Consider the following 22419-nt stretch of genomic DNA (forward strand, 5'->3'; position numbering starts at 1 on the left):
GCGCCCGACCTGCGCCGCCCGGTACGCCATTGCCCCGTTCAGTCTTTGAGAAGTTCGAGAAGCTTGGCCGTCTTGATCGTGGCGAAGGTCGAGAAAGCGTCGGATATGGCATAGGGCAGGATGATCCGTTCCCCCACTTTCATGGCCCCGCACGAATAGACGACATTGGGAACGTACCCTTGCCGTTCCGCGATTTCCGGTTGGACGAGCGGTTCGCGCGAGCGTCCGATCACGCGCGACGGATCCTCCTTGTCCAGCAGGACCGCGCCGATCGAATAGTGGCGCACCGGGCCGACGCCGTGGGTGAAGAGAAGCCAGCCTTCGTCAAGCTCTATGGGCGAGCCGCAATTGCCGATCTGGACAAATTCCCACGGATATTTCGGCTTCACGATGACCTGGCCCAGCCCCCAATCGTGAAGCGTGTCGGAGGTGATGAGGTGAAGGCTTTCATTGTCATGGCGCGCGATCATCGCATAGCGCCCGCCGATCTTGCGCGGAAACAGCGCCATGCCCTTGTTGCGCGCCGCCGCGCCTTTGAGGGGGGTCAGGCGGAACGAGAGGAAATCCCTGGTTTCGAGCAGTTCCGAACGGATGCCCTGGCCGCTGTAGGCGGTGTAGGTCGCGTAATACGTGGTTTGGCCCTCGTCGCTGAATGCCACGAAGCGGGCATCCTCGATGCCGTTCGCCTGCATGTCGGTGATGGGAAAGATCACCCGCTCGGCAATATCGCCATCGGGATCGAAGGTGAGTTCCAGGTGATCGCCCAGGCGGGCAGTCACCTCCGGCGTGCTGGCAAGCCGCGCGGGAGGATCAATGAAGACCGTTCCGTCGACAGTCAGGACTCCTGACCGAAAGGTCAGCGACGAGATGTGGCCTTCGCCAATCGCGCGCAGGCTGAGAATGAAGCGGCTGCAATCCTTGGCCAATCCCGACTGGTCCGGGTGTGGCACGATGCTCGGGTTGAACAGGGCGGCGGCCTCGAAACTATATTCATGGAGGAAATAGGCGCCGACAAGCTGGCGCTGCTCCTTCGAAAAGGTTGCGTGGCTGGCAAAGACATCCTCCATTTCCGCTGCGCGCCGTTCGAAGATGGCCGGCAGGTTTCGGTGCCGGTCGTCGAAGTTCCGCAGCGTTGCGGCGAGCAGTTGCAGCGTTTCGTCCTTGCCAAGGGCCAGGACGCGATCGACGATATGATTGGCCCGGGTCTTGTCGACGGGAGTGAGGTCCCTGGGTTCGACGGCGGGTCGAAACGAGCGAACGACGACGCGCGATGGATCGGGCCGCAGGTGGAGCGCCTGGCGGTTGAAGAAAGGTGCGGGCGGTGCCATGTCGTCAACCATCGACGGCTGCAATCGGCAGGGGCATGACCCCCTGCACGGCCCGCATCAGGGTCGAGCGGTCCGCACCTTTCAGTTGCTTCATGTCGGCCAGCCCAAGCAGGTAGGACAGCGTCGATTCCGCCCCCCGGTTTTCATTGGCCCGATCGGGATGGAGCCCGTCGCGGCAGCTTCCGGTCGCCACGTCGACAAGTTCGACGGCCAGGTCGTTCGCGCCGAGAAACCAGTCGAAGGCACGCTCCGCCTCTGCCTGCCACGGAAACTCGGGGTCGATGTCCCGTGCCGCCGCGCAGGCGGCGATCGTTGCACAGGCTTCCAGCGGTTGTTGATCGAAAGGCTGGGGCATGCTGCGGGGCGCCTGCAGGAAACCATGCGAACCTATGGGCCGGAAATGCCCCTGCGGCGCTATCTGCATCGCGATGAGCCAGCGCAGACTGCGCAGTCCGGCGTCAACGAGATGAAGCGCGTCCGTCGCGGCCCCCGTGACGATCAGGGCTTGGGGCAGCCGCGCATTGTCGTAGCTCAGCGCATCCTCGAACCATGTCCATTTGGGGGTTTCGTTTGCCCGCAGCAGTTCTTCCAGGCGGCCGGCGAGTCGAACCCGCATCCGCGCAGCCGCGTGATCTTCCGGATGGGTCGTGCAATAGGGTGCCAGGCCTAGCAAGGTGAACGCCCATGCGCGCGGCGATGTGAAGGCCGCCACGCCTTCCAGCGCTTCGCTGAAGAGCCCTTTCGCCCAGCGCGCGCATCCCGGCGCGCTGGCATGCGCGCTATAGGTGCCGAGCGCCCACAGCGTGCGGCCGTGGCTATCCTCGGATCCCGCGGGCTCCAGCCATTGCCGGTTGAACCCCATGAAGTTGCGAAAGCGCCGGTTATCGGGATTCCAGCCATGCTGGATAAAGGCCGCGAATGTCGATGATAGTCGGTCTGCCAGCGATGCGTCGGGTCCCCCGGCCAGGCTGCAGCACAGCAGCAGCGCGCGCGCGTTGTCGTCGATGCAATAGCCGTGATCGCGGTCCGGTATGGCATGAACCGCATGCTGGAACATGCCGGTATCGTCACACATGGCGGTGAAATGCTCGAGCGCCATGGCCGGGAACGCGGGATGGAGCAGCGCGCGCGCAGTCCTCGGCGCGAAAGCGGAGATCTCCGGCCCCTTGCGGTTCGCAATCCCGCCCTCTCGGCAGGCACTGCGAAAGCTCGCGGCGTAGCGAAGCGCCGTATTGGCCCATGTCATCGGCCGGCTGGCGGCATAGGCTTTGCGGCCCATCGCCAGACGTTGCGTCTCGTCGCCCAGCAGGGCCGCGATGGCCGGTCCAAAGCCGGCGGGATTGTCGAACGGGACCAGCACGCCCGACCCGTCGGCCAGCAGTTCGGCGGCATGCCAATAGGGCGTGGAGACGACCGGGCGGCCGACGCCGTGCGAATAGGCTAAAGTGCCCGATGTCATTTGCGACGCCACCAGATAGGGCGTGGCATAGACATCGCACATGGCGATGTGTTCCAGCAGTTCGGGACGATCGACGAAGCGGTTGATGAAGACGACGTGATCGTCGAGCCCAAGCTCACGAACCCGGTCCACCAGACTGTCGCGATATCGCTCTCCCTCTTCGGCGCGCAATATCGGGTGGGTCGCCCCCATCACCACGTACACGATGTCGGGGGATCGCTTGACGATTTCCGGCATTGCCTCGATTATCGTCTCGATGCCCTTGTTCGGGCTTATGAGCCCGAAAGTCAGGATGACCTTGCGTCCGGCAAAGCCCAGTCGTTCCTTCGCGTCCCGCGATGACGTGAGCGGAACATCGGGAATCCCGTGACCGATGACATCGATCCGGTCCGGGTTGGCACCATAGGTTTCGATCAGTATCTCACGGGCTTTGCGGGCCATGACGATCACGCGAGCGGATGCTGCGATTATGGTCTCCATGACCCGGCGCTGCGCCGGATTCGGCCGGTCGAGCACGGTGTGCAACGTGGTGACGAGCGGAGCGTCGAGTTTCGCGATCAGGTCGAGGACGAGAGCGCCAGCATCACCGCCAAAGATACCATACTCATGCTGCAGGCAGACAAGGTCGAATCCTTCGCGGTTGATGAAATCGGCGCCGGCCAGATAGTCGCCAGCTTCCTCCTGCCGGATCGTCTTTCCGACGATCTCGGGAAAGGCGTGGTTTCCACCCGGTTCGCGCATCGCGACGATCGACGTCTCGGCGATCTCGTCGAGGGCACCAACCGCGAGTTCCAGGTCGGTGGTGAAGGTGGCTATGCCGCAGCGGCGCGGCAGGGCATTGCCGACAAAGGCAACCCGAAGCGCGGGTGTGTGCAAGCCATCTCAGTGCTTCCCTTTCGATTGGGCGATCATTTCCACCGCGGATGTTTCCTGGACGGCAAATGCCGGGCGCGCCTCTGGCTTAGCCGCCTGGGGCTGGCGAAGTTCGCGATTGCCGTGTTCCTGCGTCTTGGTCATTTCAGATGGTTCCATCCTGGTTGTTCGGGATCGAAGGGTCGGCAAAAGGCCGTGGGCGGGAAGAGGCAATCGGCCCGCTGCCGCATTCCGCGGGGGCTGAGGAGTGGGAACGGCAAGCGAAAGGTCCCAGGCATCGGCCGATAATTTCGATCTTGCGCTCGCATCTTTCGATATTCAATGGATCGATCATGACGGAATAGCACAGTGGGCCGGTCATTTGGTTATAATCAATTCGTTGATTAACATGAGTTATATACTCATATCAAACGAACGAAATAATTGTTCCCAGGAAAAATCATAATTATCATGGATTGTTCCGAAAAATGTCTTTAGCATATATCTAAAGAATTTTCGCATGATTTATGGATAAATGCTGTAATTTAATCGCTCGCGGTGGAGCGACCTTTGCGGTAAATCGGTCAAGCTTTTGCACCGGAGCTGCGATGTTACCGGCAAGCCCATGGACATCATAGGCAATCGCAACGCTGTCGGTACGAACCGAGGCCGGGGAAGGGCGATGCGCGACGATCGCTTTCCTACCTTGCACTGGGGCTTCGCTGGCAGACCGACTACATCGTCCACCTGGACTCGAACTCGCCAAGGTCGATCCACTTCAAGGCGACCATTGCCCTGCGGGACGGCGAGAAGGTGGAAAAGTCATCGGTCCGTTTTGGGGTCCGTTTTGGGGTCCGTTTGGGCAGAAAGTTCGGACATCCCCTTTGGACGGTGCACGTTTCCGCCAACGCCACGGCCAAGCCGCGTCACCGCTCGCGAGAAGCCGAGTGATGCCGCGATGTCCTCACCGGCCTGTTCCTGCCCCGGAGACTTGCTCTATCCACCGTACCCCCACTGGCGGTGAAATCCGGCACGCGTAGCCGTGCTTGCCAGCCATCGTTCGTCCGCCTAATGCCACTGCGTCAGCCCGATCACAGACGGACCCGTCGCTTGATCCTATCCCCTTTCGAATGGACAATCGCCAAGCGCTACATGCTCCCCGGCAAGGGCGAGCGGTTTATCGCGATGGTTGCCGGGATCAGCCTGATCGCGGTGATGCTCGGCGTCGCGGCGCTGGTGATCGTGATGAGCGTGATGAACGGTTTTCGCGCCGAGCTCTTCGACAAGATCGTGGGGCTCAACGGCCACGCGATCATCCAGGCCTATGGCGGGCGGCTTGACGATTGGCAGGGTGTTCTCAAGGACGTCAGGGGCACTCCAGGTGTGGTGCGGGCCTCGCCGCTGATCGAGCAGCCGTTGCTCGCCAGCTTCAACGGGCGGGTCGAGGCGATCCTGGTACGCGGCAATACCGGCGAGGATATCGGCCGGCTCAAGGACAAGATCCAGGCGGGCAATCTTGCTGAATTGCGGACGGGCGACGACAACGTCGCGATCGGATCGCAGCTGGCGCAGAACCTGGGCGCGCAAGTGGGCGACGTGATTACCGTGATAAACCCGCAGGGGCGCGCCACGCCGTTCGGCACGGTGCCACGCCAGATCGCCTACCGCATCGCCGCGATCTTCGAGATCGGCGTCTACGACTACGACAACGCTTTCGTCGTCATGCCGATCCCCAATGCGCAGACACTGCTGCTCACCGGCGATTCGATCGGCATGATCGAGATAACCACCAACGATCCCGACCGCGTCGGCCAGATCCTTGCCCCGCTCCAGCGCAAGCTGGCCGGCCGCGCCATCGTTACCGACTGGAAGACCATCAACGCCTCGCTGTTCGAAGCGCTGGCGGTGGAGCGCGTGGCGATGTTCGTGGTGCTTTCGATCATCGTCCTGGTCGCGGTGTTCAACATCCTTTCCTCGCTCATCATGCTGGTGCGCGCCAAGACGCGTGACATCGCGATCCTGCGAACCATGGGCGCGACGCGGTCCTCGCTGCTCAAGGTCTTCGTCACCACCGGCTTCTGCATCGGCGCGCTGGGGACGGGCGCGGGCGTGATCCTGGGCTTCATCTTCCTCTACTTCCGCCAACCGATCGTGCATGCGGTGGAAATCGTGACCGGGCAGAACCTGTGGGACCCCTCGATCCGCTTCCTTACCGAGCTGCCCGCGCGCTCCGATCCCGTGGAAATCACCGTGATTTGCGTGATGGCGCTGCTGCTGAGTTTCCTTGCTACGCTCTATCCGGCCTTCAGGGCGGCGAGCACCGATCCCGTGCAGGTGCTGCGCTATGAATGATCCCGCCAGGCAACCGGTCGTCCGGATCGAGAAGCTTACGCGCAGCTTCGAGCAGGGCGGCGTAACCATCGAGGTTCTGCGCGGCGTCGATCTTGTCATCCGGCCGGGTGAGATCGTCGGGCTGCTCGGCCCCTCGGGTTCGGGTAAATCGACGATGCTGCAGGCGCTGGGGCTGCTTGAAGGCGGCTTCGGCGGCAGGATCGAGATCGCCGGAATCGACGCGTCCCGCCTCGGCAAGAACGAGCGTGCGGCGGTGCGGCGCGATCATATCGGTTTCGTCTACCAGTTTCACCACTTGTTGCCGGACTTCAGCGCGATCGAGAACGTGGTGCTGCCCCAGCTCATCACCGGCAAGCCGCGCGCCGAATGCGAGGAGCGGGCGAAGGAACTGTTGAGCGCGCTGGGTCTGGCGCAGCGGCTGGAACACCGGCCGAGCAAGCTTTCGGGCGGCGAGCAGCAGCGCGTCGCCGTCGCCCGTGCACTGGCCAATCGGCCACGGCTGGTGTTGGCCGATGAGCCCACCGGCAACCTTGACGAGGCGACTGCCGACAAGGTCTTCGCCCAGTTCCTCCAACTGGTGCGCGGGGAAGGCAGCGCGGCGCTGGTGGCGACTCACAACGAGCGGCTGGCAACCGCGATGGACCGCGTGGTGCGGCTTCACGACGGGGTTCTGGCATAGCCGGCCGGCTCCCGGAACCCGCGTTGAATTCGCGGCTTCTAGTCCCACATCGAATGTGCTGCGTTGAACGCAGGGAAAGGACCGCGTGATGAACGATATCCCGTCCACCATCCATGACGGCGGAGGCTTCCCCACGGGATTCGGCTGGAACGATTCGGCCGAGTTGCACAAGTGCGAGGATGGCGGCGGACTGTTCCACCGTTTCAAGACGATCCGGCGCGGCACGGTGGCGGATCTGATCCAGTTCGTGATGGGTCTGCCCGAAGACAGGCAACCGGACTACGCGATCCAGAAGGATGGTGACCACAGGCTGACGATCGGCGAGATCCGCAATCTTGCCCGCCGCGCCGATTTCCCCAGGAACGACGGCTGATACCGCGCCATCGCGGATTTTCCGTCAGCTTCGACGGGCGACGGGGAAATCAGCCTTGAAACCAGCCGTGCCGGTCGGGACGGACAAGGGGCGCGTCTATCGCGCCAAAGTGCTTCCCGCGCTTGTCCTGGCTCGTTCCATTGATGGAATTATTGCAACAACTTGCCGGCAAACTCTCGCGCGGCAAATAAAGATCAGTGTGCCAAGCCGTGGCGCAACTGGTAGCGACCGTTACGGTAATCCTCGAAGATTTGCGAAAGCGAGGGATGGTCGACCGGACCGCCGTCAGCATCGGCCATCAAGTTCTGCTGGCTGACATAAGCGACGTAGCTGGAATCCTCGTTCTCGGCCAGGAGGTGGTAATAGGGCTGTTCACGCAAAGGACGCACTTCGATCGGAATGGACTGATACCATTCCTCGCTATTGGCGAAGACCGGATCGATATCGAAGACGACACCGCGAAAGTCGTGATGCTTGTGGCGTACCACATCACCGATCGCGAAACGCGCCCACGTCTGCCGCGGAGCGTCAATGACGCGCCCGGCCTGAGGGGAAAAGTAGGACGCTCGGTTCATGGCCATCATATAGGTTTTGCGCGGATGCGAGACAAGCATGGCCATCGACCGATCCCCGCTTTTCCAAAACGGGGGCTTGGCAAGCGTGGTCAACTGGGCTACCGGCGCGCTTCGTTTGACCCGGCGGGTTTTGTCCGTTGCATCACGATCTCTTGCGGAGAGGTGGCAGAGTGGTCGAATGCGCCGCACTCGAAATGCGGTGTACGGGTAACCGTACCGTGGGTTCGAATCCCACCCTCTCCGCCACGGACTGGTCCACGGGGGTCCATAGCGGACCCCCGATATCGACTTTTTCCTCCTGATTACCAATGTTTAGCTGACCGGTTCGGCCTCGGCCGTCCGTGCCCGTCCATGGCCTTCCGGTGATTCGGAAGTGCCAGAACGAGGTATCGGCGGTCGAAAAACGAGGTATCTCAGGAGACCGGAAATGCTCACCGATGTTAAAGTCCGCACGGCAAAACCGCGCCCGAAATCGTACAAGCTCTTCGATGCCAACAGGCTGTTTGTGCTCGTCGCGCCGAGTGGCGGCAAACTTTGGCGCTGGAACTACAACTATGACGGCAAGAACAAGACGATGGCCTTCGGAGCCTACCCTCTCGTTTCGCTGGCGGATGCGCGTGCGAAACGCGACGAGGCCTACACGACCCTTTGCGAAGGGCACGATCCCGCTGTCGCGAAGAAGCTCAGGATCGAGGAGAATATCGAGGCGGGGCGACAGACGTTCGAGCGTATCGCCCGCGAATGGCATGAGAACGCCAAGGCGCAGTGGGCCAAGGTCCATGCCGCGGACATCATCCGCAGCCTCGAGCGGGATGTCTTCCCGACAATCGGCGCCCTGCCCATTGCGCAACTGACGCCGCCGCTAGTGCTGGGTGTGCTGCGGGAGGTCGAGGCCCGCGGCTCGATCGAGACCGCCAAGCGCATCCGGCAGCGAATCTCGGCTGTCTTCGTCTACGGCATCGCCAAGGGGATCGTTCAGATTGATCCGGCCGAGAAGCTTGGCAAGGTCCTGAAGCCGCTGCGCAAAGGCCGCCAGCCCGCCATCACCGACCTTGTCCCCTTGCGGAAGATGATCATCGCGGCCGAGGAAGACTATGCCCGGCCGATCACCCGGCTGGCGTTGCGCCTGTTGGCGCTCACAGCTGTGCGGCCGAGCGAACTGCGCGGAGCGCGCTGGGATGAGTTCGAGGATCTCAACGGCAAGCTGCCGCTGTGGCGCATCCCGGCTTCGCGCATGAAGGGCGACCTTGACCGGAAGGACGAACTGAACGGTGATCATCTCGTGCCGATCACTCCACAGGCGCTGGCAGTACTGAGGGCGCTGTGGCCGCTGACTGGCGAGGGCAATCTGCTGTTCCCCAGCAACCGGCATGGCCATCGATCGATGAGCGAGAATGCGATCGGCTACCTGCTCAACCGCGCCGGCTATCATGGTCACCATGTCCCCCACGGCTTTCGAGCGGCCTTCTCGACCATCATGAACGAATGGGCCGAACGCGAGGGCAAGGAGCATGACCGCAAGGTCATCGACCTCATGCTCGCGCACGTCCCAACGGGTAAGGTCGAAGGTGCGTATAACCGGGCGGCATACATGCCCCGGCGACGCGAGCTGGCGACGATTTGGGCGGACATGCTGAGCGAAGGACTGCCCGACCCGACAGCCCTCATCGAACGTCCGTCGAAAGCGATCGGCGAGCATTCGCGGCGGCGCTTGCCCGACCCGGTCGACTCGGACTTTCGTTTCCCGAAGTGGCGGCGGGCTGCCTGACCGACATCAGCCGATGTGTCGGCGACCACCCGGATAGTTGAGCAGCTCGCGCAGCTGGTCGCCCGTGCGAAAGACTGTGCGAGCGCTCTCGACTGTAACCGCGTCGATCTCCGCAAGCGGTACGAACGACGTCGAGAGTGAACTCTTGCCCGGCCGCCAGGGGATGGTCGCGCCTGCCCTGATCCAGGAAGGAATGCCGTCGGCGAACACGGCCTCGTCGAGAAACAGGTTGGGGCCAGGAAACCCTCCATCGGTCCCGGCCTGTTCGGCTTCATAGGCGCGCGTGAACGCGAAATTGGCCTGCAACTGGGGCACGATGTCGAATACCCGTCGCACCTTGCGCGCTTCCGCAACAGCGGTGTCCCGGTCAGTCCGGCCATTCGCCAGGTCGTCGATGATTGCCGTCAGCGCATCTTCCTGCGCGATGATCCCGCGATTGCTGCCCTTCGCGCGGAGGCCGACCGCGATCACTGCGCGCAATCCCGGTCCGCCAGCGCGCGTATCGACAGCCGTCGCCTCACTGTAGAGCGTCCAGCAGCGTTCGATGAAGCGCCAGATCTTGTCGCTGCGGACATTCTCGACATTGCTGTAGGCGACCGCGCCATCGTTCATGACGAGGGTGGGAAAGCCGCCACTGCTGTTCTTCGACACGATCCGCTGGAAGGCGTACAGCCGCGCGATCGGACGACGTGCCAGCGGATGAGCGGGATCGAATCCACCCTTGTCGATCCGGGATATTTGATCGCCTTGCCAACTTTGAGGCTGAGGCGTGCACGCGTCGATCCCACAAACAGGACGCGGGTTTCCTCCTCCTCGTCTTCGACTGACTTGAATTCCCTATCGTCGGACGCAAGCAGCAAAACGCTATCGGCTTCGCGGCCCTTGCTCGCATGAATGGTGCCGATCACCGGTCCGGGCAGGCCGAACTCGGCTGTTGCAAGCTCGACTGGCGCACTGCGGCGAGCGAGCGCGCGGCGAAGCCGCGCCATCTCCAGCGATCCGTCCGCACTCCCGCCGAGGCGGACCAGCTTCGCCCAAGCCTCATCAGGGCCATAGCCAGGTGGCGAGCCGTGTTCGACGCGAGACGCCCACCGCCCCATGAACTCGTCGCGCGCCATGAAAGTCTGCAACCAGTCGTGGAAGCAGATGGCAAGCCATGGCGGAAGGTTGCCACCATAGCCGGACAGCCTGAGGCTGTGGGGTATTTGGCAGAATTGCGACGTCAGCAGTGCCTCGGGCCGCGTGCGGAACAGCACGAGCGAGCCTGCGGCGAGGGTATCGAGCCCAAGCTCGGTAGGCTTCAGGTCGTCTCCATCCGCATAATTTGCGATGCTTTGCCGGATCCGGGCGAACAGACCGTCACCATCGCCTCGTCCCCCGAGCACGGCCGTGCGAACCTCGGAGAAGATCGACCGTAGACCCTTGGCCGAGGTGCGGTGAATGGTGTCGAGCGCGGCAGCGTCGAAGCGATAGGCGGGATTGGAGCGCAATCGCTCGAGCAACTCCTCTGGCTTCTTTGAGGCCGAGCAATCCTCGTCCTCCGAAAAGCCGTAAATTGCTTGGGCCTCGTCGGCGAAAACCGTCACACCACAAGAGGAGTCGAGCCGAGAAATGATTGCCTCAACGAGATCAGCACGCTGACCTACCAGATCCTGGGCCTCATCAACGATCAGATGTTCGACGTTCCGAAGATAATCGATGACGTCGTCATCGCCTTCGACGAGAGCGAGTACTCGCCCGATATTCTCCTCGTAGCTGCCCGTTAGGCTCGCCGTGGCATCATAGCCGGAATGGATGGCCCATGCATGCGCATCGACGGTGGCCACCTTCACCGCAAAGGCGGCATCGCCGATATAGCTGTGAAGACGGGCCCGGATCTCCGCAATCGCTGTCCGGGTGAAGCTGATCATCCATGTCTGCGACGGACGAACATCTTCTGCGAGAACAAGGTGGCCAAGGCGAGCGCAGGCAACAGCCGTTTTCCCGGTCCCCGGCCCTGCATCAACAATCAGTCGACTGCTTACCGCGGAAAGGATGACGGCTTTCTGCGACGGATCCCAGTCTCCGGGTGGCGTGGCGGTCGCCGTCAGCATCAATGCGGACTCTTCGTCGTCCGGGACCGAATCGGTTTCAAGTATTCCCCCCAAGGCGAAGCTCCCCGGTCAAACGTGGGCGCATGACGGGCTACCGGTCAATCAGCTAATCTTCCCGGGCATCATATCGGACTGAATTCGTGCAGATATCCTTGCACTTTCCAAGATTGCCGTGCCGGGGCAATGGCTTTCCGGAAGACCGCTCCCTCCGTCGATGATCAAGAGCTGCAGGGTCTATGGCCGAATAGATCAGATGTCCTGCCGGGCGCGCACGACGGACAGGAAGCCGGCGACGTCCATCAGCCAGGATTGCTGGGTCAGTCGGTAGGTGCCGTGCAACCGGCGTGGCACCACCAGTTGAAGCCGTTTGGTCTGCATCTCGTCGGTCTGGTTCTCGGAAATGCCGGGTTCCAGCGTCAACAGATGCTTTTCTTCAATCCGGATGGCTTCGGACAGAACCTGACGCCAGCGATCTTTGAGGGTGGACTTTGCGCCCAGCATCGTCAGCCGTTCCACGGGGAACGCCATATCGCGATATTCATCCTGTCCAGGGAATAGGAAATCGGGCTTGTTGCGGTTCTCTGTCTCGGCCCCACGCACATATCGGATGTTCTGTGCGCCGAACACCGCTTCCAGATGGTTCTCCAACGCCTGGCCGGCCCGGGCCTTGCGTCGGTTCTGCACGCTGAGTGAGAAGGACAAGAAGCCGTCAACGTCCGCGCCGTCAGACGCGTGGAAGCCACCGCCGATCCGTTCGGCGACGATCCGGCGCTCGAGCCTGCGGAACAGTTGCTCCTCCCGGTCCATCCACTCGATCAGCGCGCGGTCGGGGTCATCGGCGGCCGAAACCTCGGGCAAGGACGTGCGCGCCAGCTCGGAAAACACGCGCGTTGTCGGGAAAACCAGCCCGAACCGCTCGATCAGGCCGTCGAGCCGATCCGCTTCCGGCTCTTCGGGCTCGATTCCAAGTTCGTCGAGAATGTAGCGCGCCGCGAAATCGAGCTCGGCATTGTGGGTCTCGTCGATCTCCTGGAAGGTGAAGCCGAACTCGGACTGCTCCTCCAGACCGAACAACCAGGTGAGCTGGTTCTGAAGAGTCCCCGCCGGGGTGATGATAACTAGGATCGATCCGTCGCGCTGAAGCGCGAGAAACAGCATGTCACCCGGCTGCATGAGCTCTGTGACGACATTCCCGGAATAGTAGAGATGATATTCGGCCGCTCGCGGCTTGCCCTTGCGCACGTTCGACCAACTCATGAAGCCGTCTTCGGAAAGGGCTTCCTGCTCGCCGGAAATCCAGATGAACCGGGTCGGAATCCCGCGCCGGTCCTCGTCGCCCAGCAGGCGCCGCAGCGGACGGGTGCCCTGAAACTCATGCTGGTTCGATTTCTCGGTGATCGTTTCCACCAGCGTCAGCCGCTTGGCGACAACACCGGTGAAAAGATCTGACAGCAATCCCCGACGCATTTACTCTCCCCTTATCTCGATTCGCTGCCGGTCCGACCTGAGCCAGTCTGCGCAGGCGGAGATCACATTCTCAAGGGGAAGGCGGGTTCGTCCTTTGAGTGCACATTCCCAGACGATCGCCAGCCGCCAATCTGCTTCCATTAATGCTGCCTCCGAGCGAGCATCGACCACACGGTTGCGGCCGATCTTTGCCTGCCAGAACTCCGGGCGCGTCGAGGGCCATTTGAACAGATGGCAGTCGTGCCCGTGCCAGAAGCAACCGTGGGCGAAGACGACAGCCCGGTAGCGCGGCAACACGATATCCGGCTTGCCAGGTAGCACCCGGTCATGCAGCCGGAACCGGAAGCCGCTTGCGTGCAGACCCTTGCGAAGCAGCAACTCGGGCTTCGTGTTCGTCCCCCGGATCCCTGCCATCATTCGGCTGCGCACGTCAGCCGATACGATGTCAGCCATGGGCGAGGATCGGTTCCCGGTCGGGACGGGTGACGGTAACAGGTGCCGTGTCAGGACGGCTCGTTGCACTGGAGAGCGCAGATTCGATGTGCGGCTTCATCGCCTGCGCGAGGAATTCGACTACCGGCACGACGACGGCGTTGCCGAACTGACGGTAGGCCTGTGTATCGGACACCGGGATTTTCCAACGTCGATCGCCGCGGTCGAAGCCCATCAGACGCGCACATTCCAGCGGCGTCAGCCGCCGGGGCCGTTTGCCGGGCTGGGCAACCAGCACCTCGGACCCGTCCTTGTAGTAGCGTGCGGACAGGGTACGCGTCACATCGTCGGGTCCGAACAGGCTATAGCCGAAGCCGTTGCCCTTCGAAGTATGTTTGGCCTTGTAAGCCTGCAGATACTCCCACAGCCGCTCGGTCAGGGTGTATTTGGGATCGACCTCGTCATGCGGCTGGAGGATGCTGCCCAGCTTCGGCCCGCCAGTCGGCAGTTTTAGCCCCTTCAGATCGAATGCGGTCGGTTCGCGGAAGCCGACGATGAAGATCCGCTCGCGCTTCTGGGGCACCCAGTGCTCCGAGCTGATTACCCGCGTCTGGACATGATAGCCCAGCTCATTCTCCAGCACGTTCAGAATCGTGGCGAAGGTGCGCCCCTTGTCATGGCTTTCAAGATTCTTGACGTTCTCCAGCACGAACGCTGCAGGCCGATGGTGGGCGATGATCTGCGCCGTGTCGAAAAACAGCGTCCCCTGCGTGTCGCACAGAAAGCCGTGCGGGCGGCCGAGCGCATTCTTCTTCGACACGCCGGCGATCGAGAAGGGCTGGCACGGGAATCCCCCAAGCAGGATATCATGTTCGGGAATCCGGCAAGGATCCTCGGCATAGTCTCGAATGTCGCCGGCGAGCGGATGGTTATCGCGGAAGTTCAGCGCATAGGTCTTCTGGGCGTTCTCGTCCCACTCCGAGGTGAAGACGCAATGACCGCCGATCCCCTGAAAGCCGATGCGCAGTCCGCCGATACCGGCGAACAGATCGATGAAGCGGAACGACACCGGACGAGGCCCTTCCGATGCCGAACGTGCGGCATCCTTCAAAACGCGCAGCGCCAGAGGAGATGGCCGGCCCGTACCATTGGCGTAGCGGGCGACCGTCCGGTCTGATACGGAAAGCAAGGTCGCCGCTTCGGACTGCGTCAGCCCAGCGCGATCGCAAAGCCGGTTGAATTCATTCTGCTTCGCTGCCCGTCTTTGCACGTTTTGCCCCTCGCTGTGTCGATTTCGGCCACCTTGGCAGAATGATTCCCAGCGGGCAAGTTTGTTCTTCAGATGTTCCGCGGTTTAGAAATCGTCTCTCCGACCGCGACAGTTGCCCCGCTTCGGCAAGCGCGTTCGGACACGAGGGCCGGTCGCGACGGGATGCGCTTGCAATTGTGAAATTGAAGGGTTGCTAAGAGCTGGCTTACCCACGAGAATCTAGCTCGTGAAGAGCGGCATCGACCATCTGCCCTCGGTCCAGCAAAGTGAACTGGGTCGAGTGACGCAATTGCTGATGGGCGAGTTTGCCGAAGCGACGGCGCGCGCGAACCAGCCGTGGAAGAAGAACGGGCGCATCCTCAAGGTCATCCTGTTCGGCAGTTACGCCCGGGACGATTGGGTCGACGAACCCGAGAATGGCTACCAGTCCGACTACGACCTGTTGATCATCGTCAGCCATCCCGATCTTACCGACATTGCCGACTATTGGTACGTCGCCGAGGACAAGATACTGCGCGATACCGCGATCGCGCGGCCCGTGAACATCATCGTCCATACCCTGCAGGAGGTGAACCAGGCGTTGAGCCGTGGTGAATATTTCTGGGTCGATATCGCCCGTGACGGCATCGAACTCTACGAACTGCCTGGCGGCGCACTTGCCACGCCTCAGCCACTGACACCTGCCGATGCGTTTGAGATGGCAAGCGCTTACTTCTCAAAGCAGCTTCCAGCGGTCGATCGCTGGTTAAAGCTTGCAGACGTCTCAATAGCGGAGGGAGCTGCGGATGCCGAATGGGCGCGAAACGCAGCTTTTAACCTCCACCAAGCGACGGAAACCGCCTACGCCTGCTTCCTGCTGGTCCGCACCCTGTATTTTCCGCGCTCGCACAACATCAAGTTCCTGCGCTCGCTCGCCGAGGACAGCGAACCGCGCCTGATCGAAGCATGGCCGCGCGCCACCCGGATTGACCGCCGCCGCTTCGAGCTGCTGAAGCGCGCCTATGTCGAGGCCCGCTATTCGGCGAGCTACGAGATCGGCAACGACGACCTCGATGCTCTGGCACAGTCCATTCGCACCCTTCGCGACATGATCGAGGCCGTTTCGCTCGAACGTATCGAAACGCTCCGGACCGACGCCGGCCTCTAACCGGCGGACGACGCCTGCCGGATAGCTTCCGGTTCCGGCATTTGACCGGAACGGACCGAGGCGAGCCCATCTGCGCCCATCAGCGCCGTTTCGTTTTTCGAGCCCCTCGCCGAGTCTGAATCCGCCCGAGCCGGTCCAGTCCGGCGGGCGGGAGCCTCGACGTGACACCCACCAAATTGCTCATCGGCCAGATCCTTGTCGTCTTCGCGATCGTGATCGCGGGGGTCTGGTCCGCGACGCAGTGGGCGGCGGCGATGCTAGCCTACCAGCCCGAACTGGGATTGCCCTGGTTCCGGCTCGGCACCGTGCCAATTTACCACCCCTGGGCGCTGTTCGGCTGGTGGTATCACTATGATGCCTATGCCCCCATCGTCTTCGACAAGGCGGGCATGCTCGCCGGCGCCAGTGGCTTCGTGGGCTGTGCGGCGGCGATCTTCGGTTCGTTGTGGCGCGCGCGCCAGTCGAGCAACGTCACCACCTATGGTTCCGCCCGCTGGGCAAGCCCCCGCGAGATCGAGCGCGCAGGACTGCACCGCGACGCGGGCGTCATGCTCGGCACGCTCGCTGGCCGCTATCTACGCCATGACGGCCCCGAACACATTATGGCGTTCGCGCCAACGCGATCGGGCAAGGGCGTGGGCCTCGTCGTTCCGACATTGCTGTCCTGGACCGGCTCGACCGTCGTGCACGATATCAAGGGCGAGAACTGGACGCTGACCGCCGGATGGCGCGCGCGTTTCTCGCACTGCCTGCTCTTCAATCCCACCGACGCCGCGTCGGCGCATTATAATCCGCTGATCGAGGTTCGACGCGGTATCGACGAGGTGCGCGACGTCCAGAACATCGCCGACATCCTGGTCGATCCCGAAGGCGCGCTCGAACGCCGCAATCATTGGGAAAAAACCAGCCATTCGCTGTTGGTCGGCGCGATCCTCCACATTCTCTATGCCGAGGAGGAGAAGACGCTCGCGCGGGTCGCGACCTTCCTGTCCGATCCGCAGCGCAGTTTCGTCACCACGCTTCGCCGGATGATGACCACCAATCATCTCGGCGACGACAAGAATCCAAGGGTCCATCCCGTCGTCGCGTCCGCTGCGCGCGAGTTGCTCAACAAGAGCGAAAATGAACGCTCGGGTGTGCTGTCGACCGCGATGTCCTTCCTCGGTCTCTATCGCGATCCGACCGTCGCGGAGGTCACCTCGCGGTGCGACTGGCGAATCGCCGACCTGATCGAGGCCGAGCGCCCCTTGTCGCTCTACCTCGTCATCCCGCCATCGGACATCAGCCGCACCAAGCCGCTGATCCGGCTCGTGCTCAACCAGATCGGCCGCCGCTTGACCGAGCGGCTGGACCAGCCCGGCACATCCTCGCGTCGGCACCAACTTCTAATGATGCTCGACGAGTTCCCGGCACTCGGGCGTCTCGATTTCTTCGAGACGAGTCTCGCCTTCATGGCCGGCTACGGCATCCGCGCCTTCCTGATCGCCCAGAGCCTCAACCAGATCGAGAAGGCATATGGCGAGCACAACGCCATTCTCGATAATTGCCATGTCCGCGTCGCCTTCGCGACCAATGACGAGCGCACGGCCAAGCGCATTTCCGACGCGCTAGGTACCGCGACCGAGCAGCGCGCCATGCGCAACTATGCCGGGCACCGGCTCGCACCCTGGCTCGCGCACGTCATGGTCAGCCGCCAGGAAACCGCCCGCCAGCTCCTGACGCCGGGCGAGGTGATGCAGCTTTCGCCCGACGAGGAACTCGTGCTCGTGTCCGGGCTCGCGCCGATCCGGGCGCGCAAGCTGCGCTATTTCCGCGACCGCAACTTCGCCGCGCGCGTGGCTGCCGCACCCAAACTGGCGTCGGGCCAGTACGCCGATCGGCCGAAGTCGCGCGGCGATGACTGGTCCAACCAGGTGCGCAGCACCGACGACCGCCTGCAACAGGCGGAGGACGCCGCGGGCGGCGAGGACGATGGTGGCATGCAGCAGCAACGCCATCCCGGCCTTTCCGAACAGGTCTCCAAGTCAACCGACGCCGCCGAAACGCGCGATCCCCAGATCGCGCCCGACGATGATGATGTCGCTGCCGACAAGCGCGCCATGGACCAGGCACAAGGGCAGAACGCCGTCGTCCGGGGGCATGTCATCAACGAGGGCGCGAAGCGCGACCTCATACCGGATTTCTGAGGCCGCGATGAAGATCCGCCAGAACCTCTATATCGACCGCGAACTCAGCGACGCGCTGGAAGCGCTCGCCGTCGGTCCGCGCGGCAACAAGAGCCACCTCGTCAACGACGCGCTGAAGGACTGGCTGGCGCGCCGGGGAACCAAAGAGGTCGATGACCTTCTGAAGGTTCGCCTCGACCGTCTGACACGCGAACTCGCCGGCGCGCGGCGCGACATCGACGTGCTGCTCGAAAGCCTTTCGCTGTTCGTCCGCTACCAGTTGATGGTGACGGCGCCGCTGCCTGAAGCCGATGCCGCAGCCCGCGCGATCGGCCGCGACCGGTTCGAGGCGTTCGTCTCGCAGGTCGGCCGCCACCTCGCCGGCGGCACCCGCACGCTGGCGCCCGCCGAACCCGACGGAGCCGCATCATGATGTCTCCCCAGACGACAAGCGTCTCGGCGGAACGCCGCCGCGCCATGCTGCGTACCGCGATGGGGCCGGCAATTGCCGCCGCGCTCGCCGACCCGCGGGTGATCGAGATCATGGTCAATCCCGACGGTGCGCTGCGCGTCGATATCCTCGGCGAAGGCCGTGTCGATACCGACGTGAAGCTCGATGCACCGCAGGTCGAGCGGATCATCCGGCTGGTGGCGTCCCATGTCCGGTCCGAGGTGCACGGCGACAAGCCTATCGTGTCGGCCGAACTGCCGCCGCTCGGCTCCGGCGCGGGGGAGCGGTTCGAGGGAATCCTGCCCCCCGTTTCGACCGCACCGTGCTTTTCGGTCCGCAAGCCCGCGGCACGCATCTACACGCTGATGGATTATGTGACCGACGGCATCATGTCGGCGGAGGCCGCGCGCCTCCTCAGCCTGGCAGTCGTCGATCGCCGCAACATCCTCGTCGCCGGCGGAACCAGTTCGGGCAAGACCACGCTCGCCAACGCGCTGCTCGCCGAGATGGCCCATCTCGACGAACGGGTGATCCTGATCGAGGACACCCGTGAGTTGCAATCGCCGGCGCGCGACACGGTTGCGCTCAGGACCCGGGCCGGCGCCGTCACCATGGGCGATCTCGTTCGCTCGACCCTGCGCCTTCGGCCCGATCGCATCATCGTCGGCGAGGTGCGCGGCGGCGAGGCGCTCGACATGCTCAAGGCCTGGAACACCGGCCATCCCGGCGGGATCGCGACCGTCCACGCCAACAGCGCCGCGTCCGCGCTCTACCGGATCGAACAGCTCATCCAGGAAGCCGTGGTCACCGTGCCGCGCCGCCTGGTCGCCGACGCGATCGACATGATCGTCTTCATCGCCGGACGCGGCACCGCGCGGCGCATCGAGACGATCGCCCGCGTCGCCGGGCTCGACGCAGCTGGCGACTACGCCGTCGTCGACCTCACTCCAACACTAACCCCTGACCATGAAGGAGACTGACCATGAACACGTTTCGAATCCCCTACCGCGACCGCTTCTCCGTCACCGGGCTGATGCTCGGCCTGTCGATCACCATGACCAGCCGCGCCTATGCGAGCGGCGCGGGCATGCCCTGGGAGCAACCGCTCCAGCAGGTACTGGAGTCGGTCCAGGGACCGGTCGCCAAGATCGTCGCGGTGCTGATCATCATTTCCACAGGGCTGGCGCTCGCGTTCGGCGAGACCGCCGGGGGTTTTCGCAAGCTCATCCAGATCATCTTCGGCCTGTCGATCGCGTTCGCGGCCTCGAGTTTCTTCCTGTCCTTCTTCAGCTTCGGCGGCGGGGCGCTCGTCGCGTGAGCCATATCGAGGGATTCGAGGCGCCGATCCACGCCAGCCTGGGGCAAGCCATCCTGCTCGGTGGCGCGCCCCGCGGCATCGCGATCGTCAACGGCACGATCGCTGCTGCGGTCGGGCTCGGCTTGCAGCAATGGCTGGTCGGGATCGCGATCTGGGCGATCGGCCACAGCATCGCAGTGTTCGCGGCCCGCCGCGACCCCGACTTCGTGCCCGTGCTGCTCCGCCATCTGCGCCAGAAAGGATATCTGGCATGCTGAACCTCGCGGAATATCGGTCGCGTGCCGACCGGTTCGCCGACCATCTACCATGGGCAGCTCTGGTCGCACCCGGCGTCATCCTCAACAAGGACGGCAGCTTCCAGCGCAGCTTCGCCTTTCGCGGTCCCGATCTCGAAAGCGCGACCGAGGCCGAACTGGTGTCGGCCTGCGCCCGGGCGAACAATGTACTGAAACGGCTCGGCTCGGGCTGGGCCTTGTTCTTCGAGGCCGAACGGCGCGACGCGCTCGGCTATCCCGATGGCGCCTTTCCCGACGCGGCGTCCTGGCTCGTCGAGCAGGAACGGCGCGCCGGCTTCGAAGCCGAGGGCCAGCATTTCGAGAGTATCTATCACGGCACGCTGGTCTGGCTACCGCCCGCCGACAGCAGCGACGCGGCGGGACGGACGCTGGTCGAGCGGCCTGACGACGCGAAAGGCCGGGACTGGCACGCCAGCCTCGCCGGCTTCATCGCCGAGACCGATCGCGTGCTCGATCTCCTGTCGGGCTTCATGCCCGAGGTGCGGCCCTTAAGCGACGCCGAGACGCTGACCTATCTCCACGGCACCGTTTCCAGCCGTCGTCACCCGGTCGCCGTGCCGGAAACACCAATCTATCTCGATGCGCTGCTCGCCGACACGCCGCTGGTCGGCGGGCTGGAGCCCATGCTCGGAGCGAGCCATCTGCGCACGCTGACGGTGCTGGGATTCCCGAACCTCAGCCGGCCGGGTATCCTCGACGCGCTCAACCATCAGGATTTCGGCTACCGCTGGGTCACGCGCTTCATCGCGCTCGACAAGACCGATGCGACCAAGGCGCTGACCAAGATCCGCCGGCAATGGTTCAACAAGCGCAAGTCGATCACCGCGCTGCTGCGCGAGGTGATGTACAACCAGCCCGTCCAGCTTCTCGACAGCGATGCCGACAACAAGGTGGTCGATGCCGATCTCGCTCTGCAGGCGCTCGGTGGCGATCACGTCGCCTTCGGCTATCTGACCACGACGATCACGGTGTCGGACGCCGATCGTGCCCGCGCTGAGGACAAGGTCCGCGCGGTCGAGCGGATCGTCAACGGCCTCGGGTTCACAGCCAAGCGCGAAGGCGTCAACGCGATCGAGGCGTGGCTGTCGTCGCTGCCCGGCCAGGCCTACGCTAATGTGCGCCAGCCGCTGGTTCACACCCTCAACCTCGCCCATCTCATGCCGCTGTCCTCGGTCTGGGCAGGCCCGACGGAAAACCGGCATCTCGGCGGGCCGCCGCTGCTCTACGCCCAGACCAGCGGATCGACGCCGTTTCGCCTCTCGACCCATGTCGGCGATGTCGGCCATATGCTCGTCGTCGGCCCGACTGGTGCTGGCAAGTCGGTGCTGCTGGCGCTGATCGCGTTGCAGTTCCGGCGCTATGCCGGCTCCCAGCTCTATATCTTCGACAAGGGCTATTCGGCGCGCGCGGCGGTGCTGGCGATGGGCGGCGCGCATCATGCCCTCGGTCTCGGCGCGGACAGCGGCGACACCCTGGCGTTCCAGCCGCTGCGCCGAATCGACGATGCCGGCGAGCGGAGCTGGGCGGCGGAATGGATCGCGGCGCTGCTGGCGCACGAGAAGGTCATCGTTACCCCCGAGGTGAAGGACGCCGTCTGGTCGGCGCTCGGCAGTCTCGCGTCGGCACCTCCCGAGGAGCGCACGCTGACCGGGCTCGCCATGCTGCTCCAATCGAATGCGCTGCGCACCGCGCTCACCGCCTATACCCTCGACGGCCCCTATGGCCGGCTCCTCGACGCGGCGGAACAGCATCTCGCTCTCGCCGACGTCCAGTGCTTCGAGACCGAGTCGCTCATGGGACAGGCCGGCGTCGTCGCCCCGGTGTTGACCTACCTGTTCCACTGCCTCGAGGAGCGCTTCGACGGGCGACCGACATTGCTGGTGCTCGACGAGGCATGGATCTTCCTCGACCATCCGCTCTTCGCCGCGCGCATCCGCGAATGGCTGAAGACGCTGCGCAAGAAAAACGTCGCGGTGCTGTTCGCGACACAGAGCCTGGCGGACATCGCCGACAGCAGCATCGCGCCGGCCATCATCGAAAGCTGCCCGCAGCGCATATTGCTGCCCAACGACCGCGCGATCGAACCGCAGTCGCGCACCGCCTATGAGCGGTTCGGCCTCAACGACCGGCAGATCGAGCTGGTCAGCCGCGCCACACCCAAGCGGCATTATTATCTGCAATCCGCACGCGGCAACCGCCTGTTCGAACTGGGCCTTGGGCCGATCGCGCTGGCACTATGCGGCGCCTCCGATCCCGCGACCCAGGCACGCATCGACGCGCTACTGGCCGAGCACGGCCCCGAGGATTTCGCGGCGCGCTTCCTTGAAGGAGCCGGCCTCGATTGGGCCGCCGGCCTCCTCCCCGACTTTCCTGTCCCCCAAGCCAAGGAGTAAA

20 protein-coding genes and 1 tRNA gene are annotated in these 22419 nt (G+C 63.5%); 12 read left to right on the forward strand and 9 right to left on the reverse strand.

Features of this window, described 5'->3' with window-relative positions; translation table 11 throughout:
* Positions 1–38: 38 nt before the first annotated feature.
* From BM052_RS08355 to BM052_RS20240, 3 genes are read right to left on the reverse strand one after another with little or no spacing between them, the layout of a single operon-like run.
* Positions 39–1328 carry a glycoside hydrolase family 130 protein gene (locus BM052_RS08355; protein WP_177198395.1) on the reverse strand — a complete coding sequence of 430 codons (1290 nt, stop codon included), beginning with the start codon at positions 1326–1328 and terminating at the stop codon, positions 39–41.
* A 4-nt stretch (positions 1329–1332) separates the two neighbouring features.
* Positions 1333–3663 carry a glycosyltransferase family 4 protein gene (locus tag BM052_RS08360; RefSeq protein WP_091145444.1) on the reverse strand — a complete coding sequence of 777 codons (2331 nt, stop codon included), beginning with the start codon at positions 3661–3663 and terminating at the stop codon, positions 1333–1335.
* 6 nt (positions 3664–3669) lie between these two features.
* A complete protein-coding gene (locus BM052_RS20240) occupies positions 3670–3804 on the reverse strand; it encodes a hypothetical protein (protein WP_255406034.1) in 135 nt (44 codons plus the stop codon).
* A gap of 945 nt (positions 3805–4749) precedes the next feature.
* Between BM052_RS20240 and BM052_RS08370 the strand changes: the two genes are divergently transcribed.
* The 3 genes from BM052_RS08370 (at position 4750) to BM052_RS08380 (ending at position 7043) form a co-directional block, all read left to right on the forward strand.
* Positions 4750–5991, forward strand: coding sequence for a lipoprotein-releasing ABC transporter permease subunit (locus tag BM052_RS08370; protein WP_091145449.1), 1242 nt, complete (start codon positions 4750–4752; stop codon positions 5989–5991).
* Positions 5984–6670 carry an ABC transporter ATP-binding protein gene (locus tag BM052_RS08375; protein ID WP_091145451.1) on the forward strand — a complete coding sequence of 229 codons (687 nt, stop codon included), beginning with the start codon at positions 5984–5986 and terminating at the stop codon, positions 6668–6670. Before BM052_RS08370 ends, BM052_RS08375 begins: the two co-directional genes overlap by 8 nt.
* 88 nt (positions 6671–6758) lie before the next feature.
* Positions 6759–7043, forward strand: coding sequence for a hypothetical protein (locus tag BM052_RS08380; RefSeq protein WP_091145452.1), 285 nt, complete (start codon positions 6759–6761; stop codon positions 7041–7043).
* Between the two features lie 194 nt (positions 7044–7237).
* On the opposite strand, the gene hspQ is transcribed toward BM052_RS08380, so the two are convergent.
* Complete coding sequence (gene hspQ / locus BM052_RS08385) at positions 7238–7663, reverse strand: heat shock protein HspQ (RefSeq protein ID WP_091145455.1); 426 nt, start codon at positions 7661–7663, stop codon at positions 7238–7240.
* 111 nt (positions 7664–7774) lie between these two features.
* Between hspQ and BM052_RS08390 the strand changes: the two genes are divergently transcribed.
* Together BM052_RS08390 and BM052_RS08395 are read left to right on the forward strand one after the other, a co-directional pair.
* Positions 7775–7864, forward strand: a tRNA-Ser gene (locus BM052_RS08390).
* A 181-nt stretch (positions 7865–8045) separates the two neighbouring features.
* Positions 8046–9386, forward strand: coding sequence for a tyrosine-type recombinase/integrase (locus BM052_RS08395; RefSeq protein ID WP_091145456.1), 1341 nt, complete (start codon positions 8046–8048; stop codon positions 9384–9386).
* Positions 9387–9392: 6 nt separating this feature from the next.
* On the opposite strand, the gene BM052_RS08400 is transcribed toward BM052_RS08395, so the two are convergent.
* From BM052_RS08400 to dcm, 5 genes are all read right to left on the reverse strand, one after another.
* A complete protein-coding gene (locus BM052_RS08400) occupies positions 9393–9998 on the reverse strand; it encodes a hypothetical protein (protein ID WP_091145459.1) in 606 nt (201 codons plus the stop codon).
* Positions 9995–11479 (reverse strand): UvrD-helicase domain-containing protein, encoded by a 1485-nt coding sequence (locus tag BM052_RS08405; protein WP_143084784.1) that lies wholly within the window; start codon positions 11477–11479, stop codon positions 9995–9997. The genes BM052_RS08400 and BM052_RS08405 overlap by 4 nt, the downstream gene beginning before the upstream one ends.
* 249 nt (positions 11480–11728) lie before the next feature.
* Positions 11729–12886, reverse strand: a complete 1158-nt coding sequence (locus BM052_RS08410) for a type II restriction endonuclease (protein ID WP_218151533.1) — start codon at positions 12884–12886, stop codon at positions 11729–11731.
* A gap of 60 nt (positions 12887–12946) precedes the next feature.
* Entirely contained in the window at positions 12947–13399 is a 453-nt protein-coding gene (locus BM052_RS08415; RefSeq protein ID WP_091145467.1) for a very short patch repair endonuclease, read from the reverse strand.
* A complete protein-coding gene (dcm, locus tag BM052_RS08420) occupies positions 13392–14648 on the reverse strand; it encodes a DNA (cytosine-5-)-methyltransferase (protein WP_091145469.1) in 1257 nt (418 codons plus the stop codon). Before dcm ends, BM052_RS08415 begins: the two co-directional genes overlap by 8 nt.
* A 226-nt stretch (positions 14649–14874) precedes the next feature.
* Here dcm and BM052_RS08425 point away from each other — a divergent pair, with 226 nt between their 5' ends.
* The 7 genes from BM052_RS08425 (at position 14875) to trbE (ending at position 22418) form a co-directional block, all read left to right on the forward strand.
* A complete protein-coding gene (locus tag BM052_RS08425; RefSeq protein ID WP_255406035.1) occupies positions 14875–15795 on the forward strand; it encodes a HEPN domain-containing protein in 921 nt (306 codons plus the stop codon).
* Between the two features lie 161 nt (positions 15796–15956).
* Positions 15957–17981, forward strand: coding sequence for a conjugal transfer protein TraG (locus BM052_RS08430; protein ID WP_091145475.1), 2025 nt, complete (start codon positions 15957–15959; stop codon positions 17979–17981).
* Between the two features lie 7 nt (positions 17982–17988).
* Complete coding sequence (locus BM052_RS08435; protein WP_091145478.1) at positions 17989–18393, forward strand: CopG family transcriptional regulator; 405 nt, start codon at positions 17989–17991, stop codon at positions 18391–18393.
* The gene (gene trbB, locus BM052_RS08440; RefSeq protein ID WP_091145479.1) at positions 18393–19391 is read left to right on the forward strand and encodes a P-type conjugative transfer ATPase TrbB; all 999 of its coding nucleotides are present in this window, start codon (positions 18393–18395) and stop codon (positions 19389–19391) included. Before BM052_RS08435 ends, trbB begins: the two co-directional genes overlap by 1 nt.
* Before the next feature lie 2 nt (positions 19392–19393).
* Positions 19394–19729, forward strand: a complete 336-nt coding sequence (locus BM052_RS08445; RefSeq protein WP_091145482.1) for a TrbC/VirB2 family type IV secretion system protein — start codon at positions 19394–19396, stop codon at positions 19727–19729.
* A complete protein-coding gene (locus tag BM052_RS08450) occupies positions 19726–19986 on the forward strand; it encodes a VirB3 family type IV secretion system protein (protein ID WP_033964516.1) in 261 nt (86 codons plus the stop codon). Before BM052_RS08445 ends, BM052_RS08450 begins: the two co-directional genes overlap by 4 nt.
* Complete coding sequence (gene trbE, locus BM052_RS08455; protein ID WP_091145483.1) at positions 19980–22418, forward strand: conjugal transfer protein TrbE; 2439 nt, start codon at positions 19980–19982, stop codon at positions 22416–22418. Before BM052_RS08450 ends, trbE begins: the two co-directional genes overlap by 7 nt.
* Position 22419: the final 1 nt, after the last annotated feature.

Origin of the sequence: Novosphingobium sp. CF614, from assembly GCF_900113255.1 — a bacterium.
GTDB lineage: Bacteria > Pseudomonadota > Alphaproteobacteria > Sphingomonadales > Sphingomonadaceae > Novosphingobium.